Origin of the sequence: Algoriphagus sp. oki45 (assembly GCF_036245605.1) — a bacterium.
Taxonomy (GTDB): Bacteria; Bacteroidota; Bacteroidia; order Cytophagales; family Cyclobacteriaceae; genus Algoriphagus.
This window is the reverse complement of the sequence record NZ_BTPC01000002.1, coordinates 435,598-456,800: the sequence shown is the minus strand read 5'-3', so window position 1 is coordinate 456,800 and position 21,203 is coordinate 435,598. Positions and strand designations below refer to the sequence as shown.

Here is a 21,203-nt window from a genome sequence, read left to right as displayed (position 1 = left end):
AAATATGGGCGCAGTAGCTGAAAAACTCTTTCCTCCTTCTCCGGCTCTACACGTAGGAGCCCGGATTCAGCCTGCCCTGAAAGTCGGTAAACCTAACGACAAGTTTGAAAAGGAAGCGGAATCAGTCGCTGACCGGGTGATGATGATGCCCACAGCCGATTCACCTCCTTTGATGGCTTCGTATTCTTCAGAAATCCAGCGCCAGCAAGAGGAAGAGGAAGATATCCAGATGCGCCCCCTTTTCCAAGGAATTTCGAGGATCTCTCTCCAACCCGAAGAGGAGGAGGAAGTCCAAATGCAGACTGAGGAAGAAGAGGAAATCCAAATGTCTCCCATTGTTGAAGGAATATCGAGAATTGCTCTTCAATCCGAAGAAGAGGAGGAGGTGCAAATGCAGGCCGAAGAGGAAGAGGAGGTACAATTAAAGGAGATAGATGCTGGCCCACGGGAAGTATCTCCTTCATTGGGCGCTCAAATCCAAACTACGACAGGCGGAAGTCCTCTCCCTTCCGGGGTCCGGAAGGAAATGGGGGCAAAAATCGGAGCAGATTTTTCCGGAGTGAAAATCCACACAGGTCCTAAAGCGGCTCAAATGAGTGAAGCCTTGGGGGCACAGGCCTTTACACATGGAGGAGATATCTTTTTCAATGAAGGAAAATACCAGCCGGATACACCAAAAGGCAAGCACCTTTTGGCGCATGAGCTTACCCACACCGTGCAACAGGGAGCGGCAGTACAAAGAAGCCCGAAACCTGAAGTCAGCTCCACCAAACCCCAAGTGCAGCGACTACCCTATGCAGTGAGGGAAGGGCTTTCCCGATTTGCCAGCTATATCCCGGGGTATACCCTGCTTTGCGTGATTATCGGCTACGATCCTTTAGCAGGAAGAAATGTAGAAAGAAATGCAACCAACCTGCTTGGGGGTCTTCTAGGCCTGATTCCTGTCTTTGGCACCTTACTTTTCAATAAGCTGGTGGAGTTGGGAATCACTCAATCCGCCATGGCTTGGGTAGAAGCGGAAATGCAAGCCCTCAATCTCACTACTGCACGACTGGAACGGACTCTGGAGCAGGCTTGGGATGAGGCCAGTCTTTTCTCAGGTTGGGATGAAAACATGGCCGTCTTGGACAGGACCTTTGGTCAGCTCTATAGGGACGTGGTCACCTTTGCCGGCAGGGTGAAGGACAAGATTTTTGAGCTTGTCAAAGAAGCCCTAATGGCCGGTCTCAAAGCACTCGCGGATGCCTTCCCCGGTTATCCTTTATTGGTCAAGCTTTTGGGCAAAGACCCCCTCACTGGACAGGAAGTTTCCTCCACGACGGCGGAGAAAATTGAAGCATTTCTCCTTCTGATCGGAAAAGAGCAGGAACTGGAGCGGATGAAAGCGGAAGGAACCCTTCAGGAAACCGCAGATTGGATTGACGCTGAACTGGCCGCTTTAAATTTCAGCTTTGAGGAAATCAAAAACCTGTTTGACCAGGCTTGGAATGCTTTTTCTTTGGAGGATCTAAGAGACCCTCTGGCCGCCTTCCGAAGGACCATCGCTATTTTTGAGCCTTTCACCACTAGAGTATTCACCTTTGCTGCCAATGTGGCCCTGAAGGTTCTTGAGTTTATCAAAAACGCCCTTCTGGCCCAATTGTCAGCCTATGCCCGAGAGCAACAGGGATATCATTTGGTCACAGTGATATTGGGCAAAGATCCCTTTACCGGAGAGGAGGTCCCAAGATCTACCGAGAATCTAATCCGGGGCTTTATGGGCCTGTTGCCCGGTGGAGAGGAACAGTTTCAGCAGATGCAACAAACCGGAGCCATTGCCCGAATGACGGCCAAGGTGGATGCTGCTGTAGCCAGCCTGAACTTCAGCTGGGAATACATCACCGGGCTTTTCCTTACGCTCTGGAATAGCTTTACTATTCAGGATGTCTTCCATCCTTTGGATGCGTTTGTGCGCATTGTTCAAACTTTGGCAGCTCCAATCCAACGCCTGATTTCCTTTGTAGTCACCATTGTACAGATCGTAGTAGAGGTCCTTTTGGTGGTGATGAACTTCCCGATAGAAACGGTTCAGCAGATCATCGCCAATGCCCAAAGTGCTTTTGAAGACATCAAAAGGGATCCGATTGGCTTTCTCAAAAATCTACTTGCAGCTGTCAAACAGGGCTTTGTGCAGTTTTTCAACAATATCGTCACCCATCTTTTGGGAGGATTGAGAGATTGGCTTTTTGGGGAATTGGCCTCTGCAGGAATTACTCCTCCCGCAGACCTGAGCTTCCAGTCCATTTTGGGCTTTGTTTTGGATACACTCGGCTTGACCATCGATAATGTATGGGAAAGGCTGGCACTAAAAATCGGGGAAGAGCGGGTAGCACAAATCCGCGGAGCCATAGATCAGCTTTCCGGCATCTGGACCTTTATCAAGGATGTCTGGGAGCGGGGACCGATCGCTATTTGGGAGTATGTGCAGGAGCAGCTGAGCAATCTTTGGAATTTGGTCTTGGAACAAATTCAGGGCTGGATCATGACCCGGATTGTGGAGCAGGTGGTCGGAAAGCTTCTGGCCATGCTGGATCCCACGGGCATCATGGCCGTGATCAACAGCTTTATCGCTTTTTACCGAGCTGTTCAGAGCTTCATCGAAAAGCTCCGGGAGATGCTGGAAATCGTCAATTCTTTCGTGGCTGGGGTGGCCAATATCGCCAAGGGGTCCATTGCAGTAGCTGCCAATTTCTTGGAATCAGCCTTGGCAAGAGCTATTCCGGTGGCAATTGGCTTCCTGGCCAATCAGGTGGGATTAAGAGGTTTGGGAACCAAAATCGCTGAGATGATAGGAGCCCTGCGGGAAAAAATCAACGGAGCCATCGACTGGTTGATTGATAAGGCTTTGGCGGCTGGCGGAGCTCTTTTAAATCTGGGTAAAAAAGCTGCTAGTTCCGCATTAGGTTGGGTCAAACAGGTCTTGGGTCTGGAAAAACGTTTTGAAGCCAAGGACAAATCCAAGCATCGGCTTTTCTTTAAAGAAAAAGACGGGAAGCCCCAACTTATGCTTAATCCAGACCCGGCAAGCCCACTTCGGGACTGGCTTGATAATCTTCAGATCGATGCAGCCACAAAAGCTAAGGCAGAAGGGGTCGTGGCCAAAATTGAGGCAGAGTACAATAAACCGATTACGGCGACAGACGAAAATGCGATCAAAGACGAAGAAAGGGCAAAAGCAAAAGCCATAGGAAAGCTGATGGATGAGTTGACTTTGACCTTGAAAACCATCTTTGATGCTTCTTCAGCCACCGTCGTAACCCCAAAATTCGGAACCCTGAAAGGAGAATACGGCACTTGGATGAAAGTGGAAAAATTGGGTACTCCCAATGCAGGGCTGGGTTCCTCGCCTTCTGTCAGTGAAGGGACCAATTACCAAACCATCAATCAAAGAAAAAGGGGCAGTGGTTCCTATTATGTAAAAGGTCATCTTCTCAACGAGAAATTGGGAGGGACTGGAAAGGAATGGGAAAATCTGACTCCACTAAACCGAAGGGCGAATGGAGACCATGAGCGCATCGCGGAAAAAAGAGTGAAAAAGGCAACTGCTGCAGGAGCTTTGGTCAATTATTTCGTGGAGGTAATTTATAAACGAAAGAAACCCAAGATTAAAATAACCTCTTCTTCCTCGACGGAGGATAAAATAAAAGTTGCAGAAGCACAGGTTCCTACCAAACTGGTTTGTGAAGCTGAGATCATTACTCCAGCTGTTTATTCCAAAACTGGAAAAGAAGAAACTTCTCCTTTGATTCCAAAGGGAACAACTATACTCAACGATATCGATCGGGATGCTTACGAAACTTAATTTTTCAAATCTTTTAACACCGATTTATCCCTTCCTTTTTCTGCAATATCGTTACCTTTAGTCCATGATTAAATCTTCCATAAAACTGCTGACAGGCCTAAGTGCAGGCTTGTTGGTCATGGGTTGCAGCAGCTCCTCTTTTCTTTCTGCTCCTCCGATTTCCACCCAAAATACTTCTCCAAGAATCACCGAACTATCCGAAGTGGAATCCCAACGTTGGGGACACTTGGATTTGGTTAGGGATACCGTTCCCGGAATGAGTGTGGACCGCGCCTATTCAGAGCTTCTCAAAAAGAAAAAAGGCCAAACTGTGGTAGTGGCTGTCATTGACTCAGGAATAGATCTGGATCACGAGGATATCAAAAATGTCCTCTGGACCAATCCGGGAGAAAAAGCCGGAGATGGGATCGACAACGACGGAAACGGCTACATTGACGACATCCATGGATTTAATTTTTTGGGTGAGTCCTATCACGAGCAACTGGAATTTGCAAGAATCCTTCGGCTAAAAATCGGAGATGAAGCCCTCCAAAAGGAAGCGAAAGCTGAATTGGAAAAAAGACTTCCTGAAGCCAAAGGTACCCTGCCTCAATTGAAGCAAATTGAGCAGTTTGTCAGCATGGCCCATCAAAATATGGTGAAAGGCTTGGGAAAAGAAAACTATTCCCTGGCAGACTTAGAATCCTTCGAACCGAAAAGTCCTCAAGAAGAGCAGCAAGTGGGCGTTCTGAAGCAAGTTTTTGGTATGGGAGAGGATATACCTGCTGTCCTGAGCAATCTGAATGAAGGTATCGAATACTATTCTGCCCAATTGGACTACAATCTAAATGTGGATTTTGACGGTAGAACGACGGTCGGTGACAATCCCTATGATGTAAATGACATCGACTATGGCAATGGAAATCCAAACATCCGTGACGACAAGGAAAGCCACGGAACGCATGTGGCCGGAATCATCGCTGCCCAGCGCGGCAACAAGCTTGGCGTAGACGGAGTAGCCAAAAATGTCCAAATCATGGCTATCCGTGCTGTACCCGATGGAGATGAATACGATAAGGACATTGCGCGAGCCATACGATATGCTGCAGACAATGGGGCAAAAGTGATCAATGCCAGCTTTGGAAAATCCTTTTCACCCAATTCGGAATGGGTATATGATGCATTGAAATATGCAGCAGAGAAAGATGTGCTCTTCGTCCATGCAGCCGGAAATGATGGAAATGATTTGGATAACCCTTCCAATCCCAACTATCCAAATGACCATCAAATGAAAAACAGTCCGGAGATCGTTGAAAACTACCTTTCTGTGGGTGCCTTGACCTCTTCTTTTGATTCGGATATGGTTGCTTCTTTCTCCAACTACGGAAAAGTCAATGTGGATATTTTTGCTCCAGGAGCAGCCATTTACTCCACCATGCCCAATGACGAATATGAATATCAAGGCGGTACTTCCATGGCCGCTCCTGCTGTAGCAGGTATAGCCGCACTTATTCGATCCTATTTCCCGAACCTTACCGCGGCACAGGTCAAGCAGGTTATTTTAGAATCGGGCTTGAATCTCGACATCCCTGTGACAGTTGGTGGGGCAGATGGAGACGAGAAAAAGCTGGCTGAAATCTCCAAAACCGGAAAAATTGCCAATCTCTATAATGCACTGATTAGAGCAGCTGAGCTTAGCAAATGAGTTGAGATAAAAAGCAAAAAGCCCTTGTTGTTCAGTTTTGAAAAACGGGGGCTTTTTTAAAGGTAACTTTTAGGATCAGGTACAGGCAATTTTATTGACCCGATTTTGGTGTCTTCCTCCTTCAAAATCAGTGGATAAGAATATCTCCGCCAGTTTTTCAGCCAATTCATAAGAAATGAATCTTGCCGGAATAGCCAATACATTGGCATTATTGTGCTGTCGGGCCAAAGCGGCTAGGTCTTCATTCCAGCAAAGGGCTGCACGGATGCCTTGATGCTTATTGGCGGTAATCGCCACTCCATTTCCACTTCCACAGATGACTATTCCTTGGTCAAACTCTCCGTTTTCGATAGCCGTGCAAAGCGGATGGACATAATCCGGGTAGTCAACAGATGCAGAAGAAAAAGGACCAAAATCCTTGACTTCGTAACCTAAGGCCTCCAGCTTCTCTACCAACTTACCCTTGTATTCATATCCGGCGTGATCTCCGCCAATAGCTATCTTTTTCATCTTTTTATTCGTCTTCAGATCCTCGGTTTCTTTGATATTCTGCCTCTTTCAGGGCTCTTTTCTTCTCCAGTCTCTTGGCTATGCTGATTCCGATTTCATACAGCACCAAAATCGGCATGGCAATCAGCAGCTGACTGATTACATCCGGAGGAGTAATGATGGCCGACACCACCAAAATCACGACAATGGAATGCCTCCGATAGGCTTTGAGCATCTTGGAAGTAACCAATCCCGACATGGAAAGGAAATAAACCACTACGGGCAACTGGAACATTATGGCAGAAGCCAATACCAGCATAGTCAAAGTAGTGACATAGGATGTAATGTCAAACTCATTGGTGATGCTCGGATCCAGCTGATAGTTGGAGAGGAAGTTGATCGAAAGCGGAGAAAGGACATAATAGCCAAAGGCCGCGCCAAGCAAAAAGAGAAGGCTGACGAAGAATACTGCTCCCCTAGCTGCATTCTTTTCCTGATCATACAGTCCTGGACTGATAAATCTCCATACTTCCCAGAAAACGTAGGGAAATGCGGCAATAAATCCCACCACAAAACTGGACGTCATGTGCATGGAAAACTGCCCAGTCATCTGACGGCTTTGAATCGTAAAAGGAAGTTCATCGATACAAAGCGCGGTAATTCCCAAGGAATTTCCAATCTGACAGAGAAAGCGGTAAGTGAAGAAATCGATTTTGGACGGACCCAAAATAATCTGCCCAAAAACGATGCTTTTGGCCAAAAAAGCCAAAACAGTAAAGATCAGAATAGCCGCCACAGACCGAAGGAGATGCCAACGCAAGGCCTCCAAATGGTCCAAAAACGACATTCCTTCTTCTTCCTCTTGATATTGATCTAATGCCACTTTGGGGGAGAATAATTAATACAGGGGAAACTGAACCATCCAGTCGTTGACTTCGGATTTGATTTTGGCTAAGGCTGCTTCATCCGCATGATGCTGCAAAGCTCTGTCGATCAAATCCACGATCTTGATCATGTCTTGTTCCTTCAGACCTCGGGTAGTCACTGCAGCAGTTCCCACTCGCATCCCTGAAGTCACAAATGGTGATTTGGTATCAAAGGGCACCATATTTTTATTGATAGTAATGTCCACTTTGCCCAAGGTCTCCTCGGCGAGTTTGCCGGTCAGGTTCTTGTTTCTCAGGTCGATCAGCATTAGGTGATTGTCCGTTCCTCCGGAGATGATTTGATAGCCTCTAGATACGAACTCATCGGCCATGACGGATGCATTTTTCTTTACTTGAAGGACATAGTGCATGTACTCATCGGAAAGCGCCTCTTCGAAAGCCACCGCTTTTGCTGCAATGATGTGCTCCAAAGGCCCACCTTGAGTCCCCGGGAAGACGCCCATGTCCAGTAGAGAAGACATCTTTCTGATTTCACCTTTTGGAGTGGTCAATCCCCAAGGGTTGTCAAAGTCCTCTCTCATCAGAATCAAACCTCCCCGTGGACCTCTCAGCGTCTTGTGGGTAGTGGTGGTGACGATATGACAGTGATCAAGCGGATCATTAAGCAAACCTCTTGCAATCAGCCCGGATGGATGGGAAATATCTGCCAAAAGAAGGGCACCCACTTCATCTGCAATCTCTCTCAGACGCTCATAATCCCAATCTCTGGAATAAGCCGAAGCCCCGCAGATGATCATTTTGGGTTTTACCGCAAGGGCCTTTTCTTCTACCTTGTCGTAATCGATCATTCCTGTCTTCTCCTCCACTCCGTAGAAATGCGGCTCATACAATTTGCCGGAAAAATTGACCGGAGAACCATGAGTGAGGTGTCCACCATGTGCCAAGTCAAAACCGAGAATCGGATCCCCTGCCTTCAGACAAGCTAAAAACACGGCAGCATTAGCCTGAGCCCCGGAGTGGGGCTGTACATTGGCCCAAGTGGCACCAAATAATTGCTTAGCCCGATCGATGGCAATCTGTTCGATTTCGTCCACCACTTCGCATCCGCCATAGTATCGCTTGCCAGGAAGTCCTTCTGCATACTTATTGGTCAACACACTGCCTGCGGCTTCCATGACCTGCTTGGAGGTGAAATTTTCGGAGGCGATCAGCTCAATTCCTCTCTTTTGTCTGTTTTCTTCCTGTTCAATCAGATTGAAAACCAACGAATCTCTTTTCATAATCGGGGGGGTTGAAAGCAAATTATTTGGCCGCTATTATTTTTCTATTGCTGCCTTTTCTTTAACAAGTCCCAAAAATAGCCCGAAAGTCCCTATTATCCAATGTGGACAGGGACTTCAATCCGGTAAAAATCAGGGGAATTTCAAAAGGAAATCCAAGTCAAAATCTTTTCCTTTCTTCCTGAGAAAAGAACGTGTCGAAATTCGTAGATCTGGCCAAAATAGCCAGGGTATCTTCCTCAAATTCGTATTTTTGGGGATGTTTGACTTTAAGTTCCAGCCTGAAACTTACTTTTCTGAGGAAACCACTTCCGTACTTTTGATCCGAATCAGCTTTCCTGAAAGTACTTGGGGAGAACAAATCAGCATTTATGCTCATCAAGGTCAAGGAAAAATCACCTACGAAGCAGTGGATTTTTATGGAAGTGAATACCTGCTTATTCCTTCATCGAGCTTCGAGCCTTTGACTTTTGATGATGCTGTCTATTTAGTGGAAGGAATGCAGCTACACCCCGAACAAGAGGAATCCGGCATGCAGCTGGTTTTGGATGGAATACCGGAGGCAGAAAGTATCTTCTATCCCGAAATGAAACGGTATTTCGCCGAAAAAAGAAAAAACTTCGGATTGGATTAAAAGTCCAAAAGTGCCTGCTTTTGCTCAGATACTTCTTTGGTTCTAAACCAATATTCGTAGGTATCAAAATCCAAACAATCACTCAGCTCGATTCCCTGAAAAATGATTTTCTTCAAAGAATCCATAGGCAACCAAGCACGCAAGGCTCGGATTTCATCCCTCGATAGCTGAGAAAGTTGAATCCATTTTTGCCCATTGATAAAAATCGGTATAAGTTTAGTCATAGAAAAACAGCTTATTTCGAAACAAAACTAAGCTGATTTTCAAAGGGATACAACAAAACCAAATTAAATTAATGTTAACCGAAAATAATTTTTAGAATCTTTGGCAATGACTGGAGCAGTAGTAGCATTTGCCTGTTTGTTTTTGGGCCTGATTCTTCAAAAGGTCCCACGCTTTTCAGCCGAAAAAGCTGCGAATTGGGTACAGACCTACCTCATCTACATCGTACTCCCCGCTTTGGCTTTATTGTACATTCCCAAAATCAACCCTTCCTGGAATCTCCTCCTGCCGATTTCTGCAGCTTGGTTTACTTTCCTACTTTCTTGGGGGATTTTTGGCTTTCTGGGCAAAAAGCTGAATTGGGGTAGAAATGTAACCGGATGTCTGATCATCGTGGCAGGGTTGGCCAATACTTCTTTTTTAGGATTTCCGGTGATTGAAGGGCTATATGGAAAAGAAGGCCTTCCCATCGCCTTGCTGATTGATCAGGGAGGTTCCTTTTTGCTGGTTTCTTCCATTTCCATTTTGGTAGGCTCACTGTATGGCAATCATCATGAAAGTCTAGCCAAAGTACCGCTTCGGATTATCAAATTCCCTCCTTTTGGATTTTTGGTGGGAACTTTAGCCATGAGCGTTTTGGAAATCCCAACTCCTGAGTTTCTACTCCTATTTTTAGATTTTATAGGAAAAACGATGCCTCCTATGGCTCTTTTGGTCATAGGCTTGAGGTTTTCCCTCGACATGCAGGCCATCACTTCCCGGTTTTTCTGGTATGGCATGGGCTATCGGCTGATTTTGGCTCCGGCGCTGATCGCTTTGATCTACGCCAACTGGATGGACAGCCAATCGTTGGAGTACAAAGTCACTGTGTTGGAAAGCGGCATGGCTCCTATGATTACAGGATCGATTATCGCCATCCAATTTGGACTTCAACCCAAGCTGGCCACGCTTCTTTCCGGATTGGGAATGCCAATTTCAGCGATCACTTTGGCTGTTTGGTATTTGGTTTTGGGTTAGCCTTTTCCCCAAAATTCATCCAAAACACCAAGAAACTCAGCGTGAATAGCCCCGTTGCTGGCCACAATATTTCTCCCAAAAATGTAATCTTCGCCTCCTGCAAAATCAGTCACTTTTCCTCCTGCTTCCTGCACGATGATTACCCCTGCGGCCACATCATAGGAGTTGAGATTGTACTCAAAAAATCCCTCGGTGCGACCTGTAGCTACATAACAAAGGTCCACGGCAGCCGAGCCTAGCCTTCTCAACCCATGCGTCTTCTGCATCAGAGACTTCATGGAGTTCAGATATCGGTCAATCAGCTCAAAATTATAATAGGGAAAACCAGTGGAAATCAAAGAATCGGCCAAGTTGGAGGCTTTGCTGACATGAATTCGGGTGTCATTGCAAAATGCCCCGGAGCCTTTGAGCGCATAAAAGCATTCGTGTCGGTTGACCTCATAGACCACGCCCATGATTACCTCCTTATCCTCCATGAGAGCAATACTTACTGAAAAGACAGGGATACCATGGATAAAATTGGTTGTCCCATCCAAGGGGTCGATCACCCAATTGTACTTTTCTCCTCGGGTGACATTCGTTCCCTCTTCAGTAATAAAGCCTGCTTCGGGAAGTATCGCTGACAAGCGCTCCACGATCATTCGCTCGGCTTCCTTGTCTACGTAGGAAACGAGATCATTAAAGCCTTTATGTTCTACTTTATCGACGTCAAAATGCTGCCTTTCCTTTCGGATAAAGGAACCCACTTCTTTTGCAATCTGTTGGGTTTCCTCCAAAAGTTGGGCAAGGGTTTCTTTAGTAAGCATGATGGGGGGGTGTATTTGGTTTTTGACTTGACTAATCCCGAAAATAGGAAAAGGTTTGAAGATTGAACGTTAATTTTCGCTCAAGTTTTTCAATCTTCTGATTTCCAACGAGCTTGCTTTCGCTCTTGCTTTTCCTCCCGGGTTTCTTTCTTCTCCGGCTTTCCGGCGACGAGAAGAACCAATTCTCCTTTCAGAGGGTGGCTTTCGTAGTAGGAAATGAGCTCAGAGAGGGTTCCCCTTACATTTTCCTCATGCAGCTTGGTCAACTCTCTAGATACTGCGGCCTGACGATCCTCACCAAAAGCCTCCGCAAGTTGCTCGAGAGTCTTCATCAAGCGATGGGGAGACTCATAGAATATCATGGTGCGGGTCTCCTGAAGCAAGGAGTCAATGCGGGTTTTTCGGCCTTTTTTATGTGGAAGAAATCCCTCAAAGACAAAACGATCGTTTGGCAGTCCACTGTTTACCAAAGCAGGAACAAAGGCTGTGGGCCCAGGCAGACACTGTACCTCAAGCTCATTGGCCAGTACTTCTCTGACCAATAAAAACCCCGGATCAGAAATGGCGGGAGTTCCTGCATCGCTGACCAAGGCAAATACTTCTCCCTTTCGCATGCGCTCTACCAATTTTTCAACAGCCTTATGCTCATTGAAAATGTGATAGCTCTGCAAAGGACGAGAAATCTCTAGATGCTTGAGCAAAATGCCGGAAGTGCGGGTATCCTCTGCCAAGATGGTATCCACCGATCGTAAAACCTCCAAAGCCCTGAGGGTAATGTCCTTTAGATTCCCGATAGGGGTAGGGACTAGGTAAAGGCTGACTGAGGGAGTATCACTCATGAAGAGAGCTGATCGATGGCTTGAGCCAATTTATGGTCTTTTTCTGTGACTACATTGCCCGCATCGTGTGTGGTCAGTTCTATGATCACCTTGTTGTAGACATTGCTCCAATTGGGATGGTGCTGATGAGATTCTGCCAGAAATGCCACACGGGTCATAAAGGCAAAAGCTTCCTGAAAATCAGCAAAGGTGAATGTCTTTTTCAATCGGTTATTTTCTTCGCTCCACATAATTCTTCTTTTTTATAGTGAAATGACGCCTTCAATAGCTGAAGCTTGCTCGTAAATCTCGATGACCCGGTCGGCACTTTCGACCATCATCTGTACGGTAGTACTGATGTACTTCCCCCCAGAGCTGGGCTTCAAGCTTACTTCATGGGTCGGGAAAAGAGCGCCTACTTCCCCTTCTTTACCTGAGGGCACAATAAACTTAAACATATACAACATGGGAAATTGGCCCACTGCCTCCAATTTTTCCTTAAAAGAGGCTTTGTCAAACTTTCTTTCTTTCATCAGATCAATACTTCTACACGATTCACAAATCAAACAAAAAACCCATGTTTTTCAACATGGGTTCCTTTGTAGCTAATTAAAAGAATTTGTAGCGGTAATCTTTTACATCTGCCAAATCCTGCAGGGCCATCATGATTTGGTAGGACATTCGCTGGGAAGCGTTTTGGGTGAGCTGAGTTTGATAACCCGTGTAGTCTCCGATTTCTCCGGCAAGAGTCAAGGTATTCATCCGGGCTACTACTACTCCGATATCTTCCTGTACAGACTGAGTGATCTGTCCTGATTCTTTCAGAGAGAACAAAGCACCGATTGCCTTAGGGGCAAAACCTACGCCAGGAATTACAGAAGTGCTCAATCTCAAATCAGGAAGGTTATTCAAAGATGCATCTTCAAAGACCGCTTTCATTTCTTCCAAAGTGGCCTTGCCAGAAATCTTCTCCTTGATCATCGCTGCTTTTTTCTCATTCATCACCTGCTGCTTCACTTGCTCGCGTACATCCTCCAATTTGGCATCTCCTTCTTCTTTCTTTGCTACCAATGATGCAACCACATAGCTATTGTCCAACTCAAATACCGGGGAAACCTCTCCAATAGATGCATCTCCAAAAGCCCACATGATTACTGAACGTGCATTGGTCAGGTTGTTCAGGTTTCTTGCGTTGGCATCCACGTTGTTAGCTTGGATGATTCTGTAATTGTTGTCTGTTGCATTTTCGGTAAACTGATTTCTGTTTCCGCTTTGCGCAGCAAACGTATCCGCATTTCTGTAAGCCTCATCTCTGGTGGCATCAGAAGCGACCAATTCAAGTTCCAGAACAGCAAGTTTGGTATAATCAGACTGAGGCATTTCAGTGACTTCAATGATGTGGTAGCCATATTCAGTCTCCACCAGGCTTGGCAAAAGACCAGTAGCACGAGCTGCATAGGTTGCATTGGCAAAAGGCTCCACGAAGTCTTCTTTGGCAAACCAACCGAGATCACCACCGTTTTGGGCTGTTCCGTCCTGACCATATTGTCTTGCGGCTACAGCAAAGGCAAGTCCGCCTTTGATCTCTTCCAACACACTTTGAGCTTGATCTTTTACGGAAGCTTTGCCGGCATCGTCCATTCCCTCAGTGCTGAATAGGATATGAGAAGCTCTCATTCTAGGTGTACCGGAATACTGGTCAGTCACCTTGTAGGTCACGTAGGTAGAATTGGCAGTGATGAATGGTCCGTAAGTTTCACCTTTTTGAATTTCACCTACATTGCTGGTCAGGCTAGCCGGTAGCTGATCACCGGGTCTGTAGGTTTGGAAAGGGAACTGCACTTCAGAGAATCTGCTCACGAAAGCAGAGTCTTCTGTAGAAGCTTTCAATTCTTCAGTCAACTGAGTAATGTTGGAAATCACCTCAGCAGAATCCTGGCCGCTAGGCAGAATGCTGAAAGATACATATTCAATATTCGCTGAGTTCCCTACCTGGAACTTCTCCTTGTTCTTGTTCAGATAAGCAGTAAGCTCGCTGTCTGAGATGGTCACTTCGCCATCGGGAATCACATAGTAAGGAATGTAAAGAATAGAGGCATCGGCAATGGAATTGGCTGCTTTGTATTCCATTTTTGCTTCAGCTGTAGTTGCATACTCAGAGGTAGCAAGGAGATTGTCGTATTTCACCCGCTTCCTTGACTGTGCGAAGAGCTGCTCTTGTTGTGCCCAAAAGGCTTGCTGTGCAGGATCCGCAGTCTCCAAAGACTGAAGGAAGGAAATCAACTGATTTTTGTCGAATTGACCGGTCTGAGGGTTCACCAACTGGGCACGGAGTTCAGGCACGATGTTTTTGCCCTGCACCATATCCACAAGTTCTGCATCAGATACAGTCAAGCCTAGCTTTTCATATTCTTCGTCGAAAACCCGCTCCACGATCATTGCCTGCCAAGCCTGCTCTCTCACGGAAACCATTTCAGCCTCTACCGGGGCACGCCCTGTTCTTTGCTGAAAGGAGAATTTGAACTCCTCGATTTTCTGAGAGTATTCCTCAAGCGTGATATCTTCACCCGCTATTTCTCCGACAATATTCTGATTGCTGCTGAGCAGGGTAGAATTGGGACTTAATAAATCTCCACCCAGGAGAAATAAAATCAACCCGCCGGCGATCACACCGATTGCGAGACCTGTCCGCTGTCTTATTTGCTTAATTAACGCCATTATTTTGTACTACGCTTTTTAGAAGTGTCGCAAAATAATAGCATTACCCTCGAAATTCAAAATCCCATCCCAACAAAGTCCAGACTCAAAAAATGTCAGAATCACTGATTTTCAGCCTGACCGTATCTATTCGGTGAGCTTGTTTGGACATGACGGTGAAGGTATATCGGCCTATCGTCACACTTTCTCCTTTGTTGGGCAGGTTTTCGGTAAGAGAAAGAATCAATCCCGAAAGGGTCTCAAAGTCCCCATAAGGCAGTTTCCATCCGTATTTTTCATTCAGATAGTCTATCTCATGCCGGGCACTGAGCAAAAACTCATGCTCGTTGATCTTTTGCTCCACCAAGTCATCCTGATCGTATTCATCATCGATTTCCCCGAAGATCTCCTCAATAATATCTTCCATGGAAACGATCCCGCTTGTGCCCCCAAATTCATCCACAACCAGGGCCAAGCTTTTTCTTTCCTGAATAAACTGAATCAGCAACTCGTTGGCCAAGCCTGATTCCGGAGTGATGATGATCGGAGTCAGGATTTCCTCAATGGTCTTGGGCTTTTTGAATAGCTCTAGCTGATGGCAATAGCCGATCACCTCGTCGATTGTCTCCCGGTAAACGATCACTTTGGAATGACCGCTTTCTTCAAACACCTTTTTCAAGTCCTGAATGCTGTCTTCCACCTCCACAGCTACGATATCTGTCCGGGGAATCATGCACTCACGGATACGAATAGTTTTGAAATCGATCGCATTATCAAAAATCTTCGTGTCGATCTCCACTTTTCCCGGAGCACTTTGGGACTGACGAAAATGCTCCTTGATAAAGGAATTTAAGTCGGTAACGGTAAAAACGGGCTTTTCCTCGTTGTATTCCAGCCTCAGGATTTTAGTAATGAAAAATCGGGACATCTGTACAATCGCCCAAACCAAGGGATACATGGCTAAGTAAATCCCCCAAAATGGAATGGCAAAAAGGCGCAGCATGCTGTTGGGATTCAGCATGAAAAGGCTTTTGGGAAGAAATTCCCCCGTAAATAGAACCACCAACGTGGAAAGCAAAGTCTGAATGATCAACACAGAACCCTCGTTGTTAAAAAAAGGCGGAAGTAAAGCGCGAATGGGAGGCTCGAGAAGAAAAGCCATAAAAATACCATACAGGACTAGCATGATGGTATTTCCTATCAAGGTGGTTCCGATAAATTGGCCGGGATTGTTGACAAAGCGGCCCAGGATTTGTCCTGAAAATATTCCCTGCTTGCTCTGAAGCTCGATCTGCAGCTTATTGGACGAGATGAAAGCCATCTCCATTCCGGAAAAAAACGCCGAAAAAAGAAGGGTAATCAATACATAGATCAAATAGGAAATTTCCATACTCAGCGTTTCTTTTTCTTTTTTTCCAGTCGGGAATCAGGCTTGGAATCTACGGGATTGCTGTTTTTTCTAAGCTGAAACCAAAACAAAAGCCCCACAGCCATCATAAAAATAGCATAAGACCCCGTAATTCCCACGGTCAGTGCCTGGTGAATCCCGATGATAATCAGAGCCAGTGCCAAAGACAAAATCAATACATCTCCAAGTTTCATATTCCTTCTCCCGGTAATAGGGTACGGCTGTCCCTTACTTGTTTCAACTGATAGTTGGAAAAGCTGTCGTCAGCCTCCATGCCTGTCCCGTTGAAAAGGGTCTGCCGCTCCTGTATGGTTACAAATTTGTCCGTGTAGATTTTTTTCTCCGCCTGATTCCAAAAGATCTCCTCAGTCTGCAGCTTTTGGTCCTTGATCAGATTCTGGATCTGCACATTGCCTTCGCCTCGATAGAGATTGGATTGCTTGTCAAAATACCCCCTGTCAGCACGCATGGTCGTTTCCAGCACACCTTCCACGGTGTAGAACTTGATGTCAATTCCTTGGGGAAATTCCAGATTTCCGTTTTTAAACTCCAGCTGCAGAGGAGCTTCAATTTCAGATCGTAATACGGCCGAATCACTGTGAATCAAAAGCACATCCTTGGCTTCATTGATCGGGCCATCATAGACTTGAAGTGCATCTAGATTGACTTCCTGACCGCAGGAAAACAAGCCAAAAACGATACAAACTCCAATCCCAAACAGGCGAAAACTCGAATTCATAGGGCAAAGATAGGTTTTCTTAGAATTCCTTATTAAAAGAAAAAGGGCAGCCTTTCGACTGCCCTACCTTCAGATTTTTATAAAGATTAATCTCTTGTAGCCAAAGTCACTGTCTCCCCTACCCAGCATCCGGTGCTGATGGAACCTCCTGGCTGTAGGCCTTCGGTAAATAATTCCTCCTTGGATGGGAATCGGGATCTAGCTTGAGACATTCCGGAAGAGTTACCTGCTCGCTGATAGGCCGCATGGGCAGCGATAAAGATAGAGTAATCCTTCGCACGGCTTTCACCTCCACGACAGTCATTGAATGAAGACATGTACAAGTCACCGATCAAAGAGTAAGCAGAAGCATTCAACTCCGGATCCAAAGCCGCAGCGTCTCTTGCAGCGGTTCTTGCAGCAGACTTTCTACCAGCTTGAGTGTGCACTTTAGCCAATTCCATCTGAATTTCTCCTTTTTGCTTGTCTGTCTCGGCTAGGGTCAATGCCTTTTCCAAAACAGGCTGAGCTTTTTCAAAGTCACCCGCTGCCATATAACGCATCGCTCTTACTTGAGAAGTCGCGAATGTTGGATTGGTAGAGTCTTTCAATTCCAAAGCAGCCAGGAAAGAGCTGGAAGAGAAACACTTGTACTGCACAGAATATTTGAAAATCTGGTCAGCAATTTCCAGGTTGGTAGGATCAGCAGCCAACTTAGGACCCATGGTATTCTCAATAAAATCGCAGTTGATCAGCTCCATGTTGATCAATACCTGCTCGAGCAAGCTTCTTGAGCTGGTCACATCCTTACCTTCTGCCTCCGACTTATTGAGCAATTCGCTCGCCATATCATACTTAGCCAATACCTGCTCTCCGGTGTAGGCTTTGTTGTAAGCATTATTTAAATAGATTAAGTTGAAATATGCTGCAACTAGTTGGTGATTGATATTACCATTAAGTTCTATTGCTCTTTCGAAATCCTCAATAACACCACCTACTCTTTCTTTATCATTTTTGAAGAACTGATAGCCGAAATACGCCTTGTTTTCGATCCACTTGGGGGCATTGTCGAAAAGCTCTTCTCTTTTGTCATAAATAGCCATTACACTGTCCTGATAGACCAGCTTTTGTGCTGCATCTTCAGTCTTGTCGGCTGCTCCTTTATAGATATTGACACCGTTGATGTATAGTGATTCATTAAGGTTAGGCACATTAACCAAAAGCCAATTCAATGGCTTGGTCGCCTCAATGAATTGATCAGATTTCATGTAGTCGGTGTAGGCAGCGTTCAGTTCACGCGCCTTGGCCTCCTGAGCAGGATCAGCAGGCCAGTTCCAGCCGTCCTGAGCCTGTACATAGCCAGCCAACAGCACTGCTCCTAGGGCAAGAAAGGTTGATTTAAGTTTCATATCTGTAAGGTTTTAATCGGTTGCTATTTAATAATCTGGTTTTTCCTGTTTTGGTTTAAATTCACTTTTTTTTATTCAAATACCCGCTTGTAGAACCAGCTATTATCGTTTAGAGAGAGGCCTAATGTAAAGTTGACATACGTCTCTCTAATTAGTCCGTTTTCCAAAGTCCCCCTTCTTCCCGCCTTGAAAGCAAAGTTGATCAGGGATAGTTGATTCACAGGAATCGAAGTTCCAAAGTTGATGCCAATATCTGTGACCTCAGTCTGATTAAGCACGTAAGGGGTACGCTGATACTCCAATCCGAAGCGGTAAGTGGCCCGGTTGAAGATATTGTCAAAGTTCAGGTAATCGGGAATAAACTGAAAACCAAGCCCCACTTTTTGGGTTGCTTGAAGATTCAGAGGATCTCCGAAAAAGTTTCTAAATTCTGAAAAGTCCTGATATTGACCTTCCAAGCCGATGGCGAATTTGTTCATTTTTTCGTAGGAAACGCCAAATCCATAAAGTTCTGGGATATAAATACTTCCCTTTACATCATTGGCGATGAGGTCTCCATCTGAATCCGGGTCGCTAGCTTGGCCAATTCCTGCCAATTTTGCAAAACCGGTTCCACTAACGTTACCTAATCTCTGATAAATGGCACCAAAGTGTAGATTTCTTTGATCTGCCACCTTTAACTGGTAATGGGCACCCACTTTGAAGCCCACATCGGAAACTGTTAATCTTTCATAATATTCTGATGGGTTGCCTACCTCCGAATTATTTTCATTAAAAACTAACAGTTGATTGTTTCTGATGGTGGATCCGAAAAGGTAGGATCCGTGAAAACCGATGCTAAGATTTTTTGCCAATAAATAGCCAAAACTTAAATAAGCCTCAGAAATACCTCCATCTCCCGTCAAGAAATTATTGGCAGTCAAATCAGAATTGTCCACCTGGCTCGATACCTGAAGATTATAATTCACACTGGTCACCTGGCTGAGACCAATCCCGGAGGTAAATTTTCCGGGCTTAAAGGGCAAAGACACTGCGATATAAGATAATCCTCCTCCATCCACGAGAGTAGATTCCTCTCCATTGGCCACATTGGAACGGTCGTAATTGAATGCCACCTGAAAGTTAAAAATGGTATTGCTGGTGGAAAGCGCCGGATTGACCACATTGGCATGCCATCCCGTACCATAACTGATCCCCAGACCGCCCATGGCCTGATTATGAGTGAGACCGGAGTAGTTAAATTCACCGATACCCACTGCAGTGTACACAGAGGAACTGTTTTGGGCATGGCCCGAAAAGATGACAAAAAGGGCGCACAACAGCCCTAGAGATTTCAACCCTATTTTACTCAACATTGTGGTTTAGAATGCAATTCAATCCGTGGAGGACCAAATTTGGGACTACAAATATGTGGTCTTTTGCCAATGAAACAAAAGAATGAGCGTCTCCCCCGCAGATAAATGCCCGAATTTCAGGAAATTTAAGACGAAAGGCTTCGAGATGACCCAATAGCTCGTACTCCAGACCATACCAAACTCCCGACTGCATACAGGCTGTAGTGGTATCGCCTACAAATGATTCCGGCTTGGTTTTCAGCTCCACCAAGGGAAGCCGGGCAGTAAAGGAATTCATGGCTTTGGCCCGCATCTCCAAGCCGGGACTTATCACCCCGCCTAGGAATCTTCCATTTTCATCCACCACATCATAGGTCACACAGGTACCTAGGTCTACAGCGACCACGGGCCCTTTTCCAGCAAGGGACCAAGCTCCCACAGCAGCTGCAATACGATCCAAGCCTAAAGTCTGTGGAGTAGCATACCCATTGGAAATGGGTAAGGGAGTTTGAGAACTCAGAAAATGGAAGGAAAAATGAAGCTTTTCTTTTAGCTCTTCTTCGGCGAACTTGACAGAACTGACCAATGCTTTAGAGAAAGAGATTTCAGCCCATTTTTCCACAGCCAAATCCAGCGAGGAGAAAGTATGTTCCTCGAAGAGTTCTTTCCCTTCAAATACCGCCGATTTGATACGGGTATTGCCGATATCTACTACGAGATTGCTCATCAGCGGCGAAAATAGACAGAAATAAGAACGGGCCTTTTCCATTCCTCCAATTATCTTTGATACACCCGATTACTTAACAATCTTTAACCCGATGCCCCATGTCCCAAAGCAACCATTCCATGATCGGCCTAATGTCAGGAACCTCCGGTGACGGATTGGATGTGGCATTTGTTCATTTCAAGAAAGAGCAGTCTTGGCAGTTTGATATCGAAGAGGCCAAAACTTTTCCCTTTCCAAAAGCCTTGGGAGAACAGCTTTCCCGAGCTCACCTTCTTTCAGCTTTGGATTTGGCACTTTTGGATGTGGAATTTGGCAGATGGATGGGTGAACAGGTCCGGGATTTTTGCGATGAATTTCAGCTCAAACCACTGGCAGTCGCCTCCCATGGGCATACCGTCTTTCATCAGCCCCAGCATGGGCTCAGCCTGCAGATTGGTAACGGATGGGCCTTGCGCGAAGCCTCCGGAGAGCAGGTAGTCAATGATTTCCGAATGCGGGATATTCAGCTGGGTGGTCAGGGGGCACCCTTGGTGCCTATTGGAGATCAGCTGCTATTCCCTCAGGTAGATTTTTGCCTCAATCTGGGAGGGATATCCAATATCTCTTTTGAAAAAGAAGGAAAAAGAGTCGCTTTTGACATCAGTCCCTTCAATCTTCTGCTGAATGCCGAAGCCCAAAAGCTGGGAAAACCTTTTGACAGGGGAGGAGAATGGGCCAGAAAAGGGGAATTGAACCTTCCTTTATTTAATGAACTCAATGCGCTGGACTATTATCAACTTAAAGGAGCGAAGTCCCTTGGCAGAGAAGATATGGAACATGTTTTTTTAACTCTTCTTGAAAAATCCGGCCTCTCACCAAAGGACACCCTTCGTACACTTACCGAGCATTACGCTTTTCAGATTGCCAGGGTGATTATGGAAAACAAATCCAAAGAGAGACCCCTGATCCTGATTACAGGAGGAGGTGCATACCATTCCTTTTTTGAGGAGAGACTGAATCATTACCTGAAAGGCTCTTGGGAAAAATATATTTCCGGTAAAGAATTGATTGAATTTAAGGAAGCATTGATTTTCGGATTTTTGGGATTGTTGAGAATTCTGGGAGAGACCAATACCCTCTCTTCGGTCACCGGAGCAGAAAAAGACTCTACCGGAGGGGTGATTTACTCCTGACCAGTCATCCCAAAGCATTGAAGCAGACGTTTTTATTTTTCTATTTTTGGGCCCGAATAT

The 21,203-nt window shown here is 45.7% G+C and carries 20 protein-coding genes; 5 read left to right on the top strand and 15 right to left on the bottom strand.

Features of this window, described 5'->3' with window-relative positions; genetic code table 11:
* Window positions 1–4: 4 nt before the first annotated feature.
* The gene (locus tag AAA942_RS11475; RefSeq protein ID WP_338220414.1) at window positions 5–3,841 is read left to right on the top strand and encodes an eCIS core domain-containing protein; all 3,837 of its coding nucleotides are present in this window, start codon (window positions 5–7) and stop codon (window positions 3,839–3,841) included.
* A gap of 64 nt (window positions 3,842–3,905) precedes the next feature.
* The gene (locus tag AAA942_RS11470; protein ID WP_338220413.1) at window positions 3,906–5,525 is read left to right on the top strand and encodes a S8 family peptidase; all 1,620 of its coding nucleotides are present in this window, start codon (window positions 3,906–3,908) and stop codon (window positions 5,523–5,525) included.
* A gap of 75 nt (window positions 5,526–5,600) precedes the next feature.
* Here AAA942_RS11470 and rpiB read toward each other — a convergent pair whose 3' ends face one another.
* Genes rpiB through glyA form a run of 3 tightly spaced genes read right to left on the bottom strand, consistent with a single transcriptional unit; the run spans window position 5,601 to window position 8,181 of the window.
* On the bottom strand, window positions 5,601–6,035 hold the full coding sequence (gene rpiB, locus AAA942_RS11465; RefSeq protein WP_338220412.1) for a ribose 5-phosphate isomerase B: 435 nt from the start codon (window positions 6,033–6,035) through the stop codon (window positions 5,601–5,603).
* Between the two features lie 4 nt (window positions 6,036–6,039).
* Window positions 6,040–6,897 (bottom strand): twin-arginine translocase subunit TatC, encoded by an 858-nt coding sequence (gene tatC, locus AAA942_RS11460; RefSeq protein WP_338220411.1) that lies wholly within the window; start codon window positions 6,895–6,897, stop codon window positions 6,040–6,042.
* 15 nt (window positions 6,898–6,912) lie between these two features.
* Complete coding sequence (glyA, locus tag AAA942_RS11455) at window positions 6,913–8,181, bottom strand: serine hydroxymethyltransferase (protein ID WP_338220410.1); 1,269 nt, start codon at window positions 8,179–8,181, stop codon at window positions 6,913–6,915.
* Between the two features lie 259 nt (window positions 8,182–8,440).
* Here glyA and AAA942_RS11450 point away from each other — a divergent pair, with 259 nt between their 5' ends.
* A complete protein-coding gene (locus AAA942_RS11450; protein ID WP_338220409.1) occupies window positions 8,441–8,815 on the top strand; it encodes a UDP-glucuronosyltransferase in 375 nt (124 codons plus the stop codon).
* Here the strand turns inward: AAA942_RS11450 and AAA942_RS11445 are convergent.
* On the bottom strand, window positions 8,812–9,039 hold the full coding sequence (locus AAA942_RS11445) for a hypothetical protein (protein WP_338220408.1): 228 nt from the start codon (window positions 9,037–9,039) through the stop codon (window positions 8,812–8,814). The genes AAA942_RS11450 and AAA942_RS11445 overlap by 4 nt on opposite strands.
* 106 nt (window positions 9,040–9,145) lie before the next feature.
* On the opposite strand from AAA942_RS11445, the gene AAA942_RS11440 reads away from it, so the two are divergent.
* Window positions 9,146–10,054, top strand: a complete 909-nt coding sequence (locus AAA942_RS11440) for an AEC family transporter (RefSeq protein ID WP_338220407.1) — start codon at window positions 9,146–9,148, stop codon at window positions 10,052–10,054.
* Here the strand turns inward: AAA942_RS11440 and AAA942_RS11435 are convergent.
* The 11 genes from AAA942_RS11435 to AAA942_RS11385 all read right to left on the bottom strand — a co-directional run bounded on the left by AAA942_RS11435 (window position 10,051) and on the right by AAA942_RS11385 (window position 19,971).
* On the bottom strand, window positions 10,051–10,860 hold the full coding sequence (locus tag AAA942_RS11435; RefSeq protein ID WP_338220406.1) for an inositol monophosphatase family protein: 810 nt from the start codon (window positions 10,858–10,860) through the stop codon (window positions 10,051–10,053). The two genes, AAA942_RS11440 and AAA942_RS11435, sit on opposite strands and share 4 nt — an antisense overlap.
* 89 nt (window positions 10,861–10,949) lie before the next feature.
* Window positions 10,950–11,699, bottom strand: coding sequence for a 16S rRNA (cytidine(1402)-2'-O)-methyltransferase (gene rsmI / locus AAA942_RS11430; RefSeq protein WP_338220405.1), 750 nt, complete (start codon window positions 11,697–11,699; stop codon window positions 10,950–10,952).
* Window positions 11,696–11,929, bottom strand: coding sequence for a 4a-hydroxytetrahydrobiopterin dehydratase (locus AAA942_RS11425; protein ID WP_338220404.1), 234 nt, complete (start codon window positions 11,927–11,929; stop codon window positions 11,696–11,698). Before AAA942_RS11425 ends, rsmI begins: the two co-directional genes overlap by 4 nt.
* 12 nt (window positions 11,930–11,941) lie before the next feature.
* Window positions 11,942–12,211: a DUF493 domain-containing protein gene (locus AAA942_RS11420; RefSeq protein WP_338220403.1), complete on the bottom strand. Its 270-nt coding sequence runs from the start codon at window positions 12,209–12,211 to the stop codon at window positions 11,942–11,944.
* A gap of 76 nt (window positions 12,212–12,287) precedes the next feature.
* Complete coding sequence (locus AAA942_RS11415) at window positions 12,288–14,396, bottom strand: peptidylprolyl isomerase (RefSeq protein WP_338220402.1); 2,109 nt, start codon at window positions 14,394–14,396, stop codon at window positions 12,288–12,290.
* 85 nt (window positions 14,397–14,481) lie between these two features.
* Window positions 14,482–15,765: a hemolysin family protein gene (locus tag AAA942_RS11410; protein ID WP_338220401.1), complete on the bottom strand. Its 1,284-nt coding sequence runs from the start codon at window positions 15,763–15,765 to the stop codon at window positions 14,482–14,484.
* 2 nt (window positions 15,766–15,767) lie between these two features.
* Window positions 15,768–15,977 carry a hypothetical protein gene (locus AAA942_RS11405; RefSeq protein WP_338220400.1) on the bottom strand — a complete coding sequence of 70 codons (210 nt, stop codon included), beginning with the start codon at window positions 15,975–15,977 and terminating at the stop codon, window positions 15,768–15,770.
* Entirely contained in the window at window positions 15,974–16,522 is a 549-nt protein-coding gene (lptC, locus tag AAA942_RS11400; RefSeq protein WP_338220399.1) for an LPS export ABC transporter periplasmic protein LptC, read from the bottom strand. Before lptC ends, AAA942_RS11405 begins: the two co-directional genes overlap by 4 nt.
* Before the next feature lie 86 nt (window positions 16,523–16,608).
* Window positions 16,609–17,910 (bottom strand): tetratricopeptide repeat protein, encoded by a 1,302-nt coding sequence (locus tag AAA942_RS11395; RefSeq protein ID WP_338220398.1) that lies wholly within the window; start codon window positions 17,908–17,910, stop codon window positions 16,609–16,611.
* A 71-nt stretch (window positions 17,911–17,981) separates the two neighbouring features.
* The gene (locus tag AAA942_RS11390; RefSeq protein WP_338220397.1) at window positions 17,982–19,265 is read right to left on the bottom strand and encodes a hypothetical protein; all 1,284 of its coding nucleotides are present in this window, start codon (window positions 19,263–19,265) and stop codon (window positions 17,982–17,984) included.
* On the bottom strand, window positions 19,255–19,971 hold the full coding sequence (locus AAA942_RS11385) for a type III pantothenate kinase (protein WP_338220396.1): 717 nt from the start codon (window positions 19,969–19,971) through the stop codon (window positions 19,255–19,257). The genes AAA942_RS11390 and AAA942_RS11385 overlap by 11 nt, the downstream gene beginning before the upstream one ends.
* Window positions 19,972–20,069: 98 nt before the next feature.
* Between AAA942_RS11385 and AAA942_RS11380 the strand changes: the two genes are divergently transcribed.
* Window positions 20,070–21,143, top strand: coding sequence for an anhydro-N-acetylmuramic acid kinase (locus AAA942_RS11380; protein ID WP_338220395.1), 1,074 nt, complete (start codon window positions 20,070–20,072; stop codon window positions 21,141–21,143).
* Window positions 21,144–21,203: the final 60 nt, after the last annotated feature.

What these genes read in the sequence shown, in the direction of transcription:
- AAA942_RS11475 (WP_338220414.1), top strand. Translation starts at nt 5, where the DNA reads ATGGGCGCAGTAGCTGAAAAACTCTTTCCTCCTTCTCCGGCTCTACAC.
- AAA942_RS11470 (WP_338220413.1), top strand. Translation starts at nt 3,906, where the DNA reads ATGATTAAATCTTCCATAAAACTGCTGACAGGCCTAAGTGCAGGCTTG.
- rpiB (WP_338220412.1), bottom strand. Translation starts at nt 6,035, where the DNA reads ATGAAAAAGATAGCTATTGGCGGAGATCACGCCGGATATGAATACAAG.
- glyA (WP_338220410.1), bottom strand. Translation starts at nt 8,181, where the DNA reads ATGAAAAGAGATTCGTTGGTTTTCAATCTGATTGAACAGGAAGAAAAC.
- AAA942_RS11450 (WP_338220409.1), top strand. Translation starts at nt 8,441, where the DNA reads ATGTTTGACTTTAAGTTCCAGCCTGAAACTTACTTTTCTGAGGAAACC.
- AAA942_RS11445 (WP_338220408.1), bottom strand. Translation starts at nt 9,039, where the DNA reads ATGACTAAACTTATACCGATTTTTATCAATGGGCAAAAATGGATTCAA.
- AAA942_RS11440 (WP_338220407.1), top strand. Translation starts at nt 9,146, where the DNA reads ATGACTGGAGCAGTAGTAGCATTTGCCTGTTTGTTTTTGGGCCTGATT.
- AAA942_RS11435 (WP_338220406.1), bottom strand. Translation starts at nt 10,860, where the DNA reads ATGCTTACTAAAGAAACCCTTGCCCAACTTTTGGAGGAAACCCAACAG.
- rsmI (WP_338220405.1), bottom strand. Translation starts at nt 11,699, where the DNA reads ATGAGTGATACTCCCTCAGTCAGCCTTTACCTAGTCCCTACCCCTATC.
- AAA942_RS11425 (WP_338220404.1), bottom strand. Translation starts at nt 11,929, where the DNA reads ATGTGGAGCGAAGAAAATAACCGATTGAAAAAGACATTCACCTTTGCT.
- AAA942_RS11420 (WP_338220403.1), bottom strand. Translation starts at nt 12,211, where the DNA reads ATGAAAGAAAGAAAGTTTGACAAAGCCTCTTTTAAGGAAAAATTGGAG.
- AAA942_RS11415 (WP_338220402.1), bottom strand. Translation starts at nt 14,396, where the DNA reads ATGGCGTTAATTAAGCAAATAAGACAGCGGACAGGTCTCGCAATCGGT.
- AAA942_RS11410 (WP_338220401.1), bottom strand. Translation starts at nt 15,765, where the DNA reads ATGGAAATTTCCTATTTGATCTATGTATTGATTACCCTTCTTTTTTCG.
- AAA942_RS11405 (WP_338220400.1), bottom strand. Translation starts at nt 15,977, where the DNA reads ATGAAACTTGGAGATGTATTGATTTTGTCTTTGGCACTGGCTCTGATT.
- lptC (WP_338220399.1), bottom strand. Translation starts at nt 16,522, where the DNA reads ATGAATTCGAGTTTTCGCCTGTTTGGGATTGGAGTTTGTATCGTTTTT.
- AAA942_RS11395 (WP_338220398.1), bottom strand. Translation starts at nt 17,910, where the DNA reads ATGAAACTTAAATCAACCTTTCTTGCCCTAGGAGCAGTGCTGTTGGCT.
- AAA942_RS11390 (WP_338220397.1), bottom strand. Translation starts at nt 19,265, where the DNA reads ATGTTGAGTAAAATAGGGTTGAAATCTCTAGGGCTGTTGTGCGCCCTT.
- AAA942_RS11385 (WP_338220396.1), bottom strand. Translation starts at nt 19,971, where the DNA reads ATGAGCAATCTCGTAGTAGATATCGGCAATACCCGTATCAAATCGGCG.
- AAA942_RS11380 (WP_338220395.1), top strand. Translation starts at nt 20,070, where the DNA reads ATGTCCCAAAGCAACCATTCCATGATCGGCCTAATGTCAGGAACCTCC.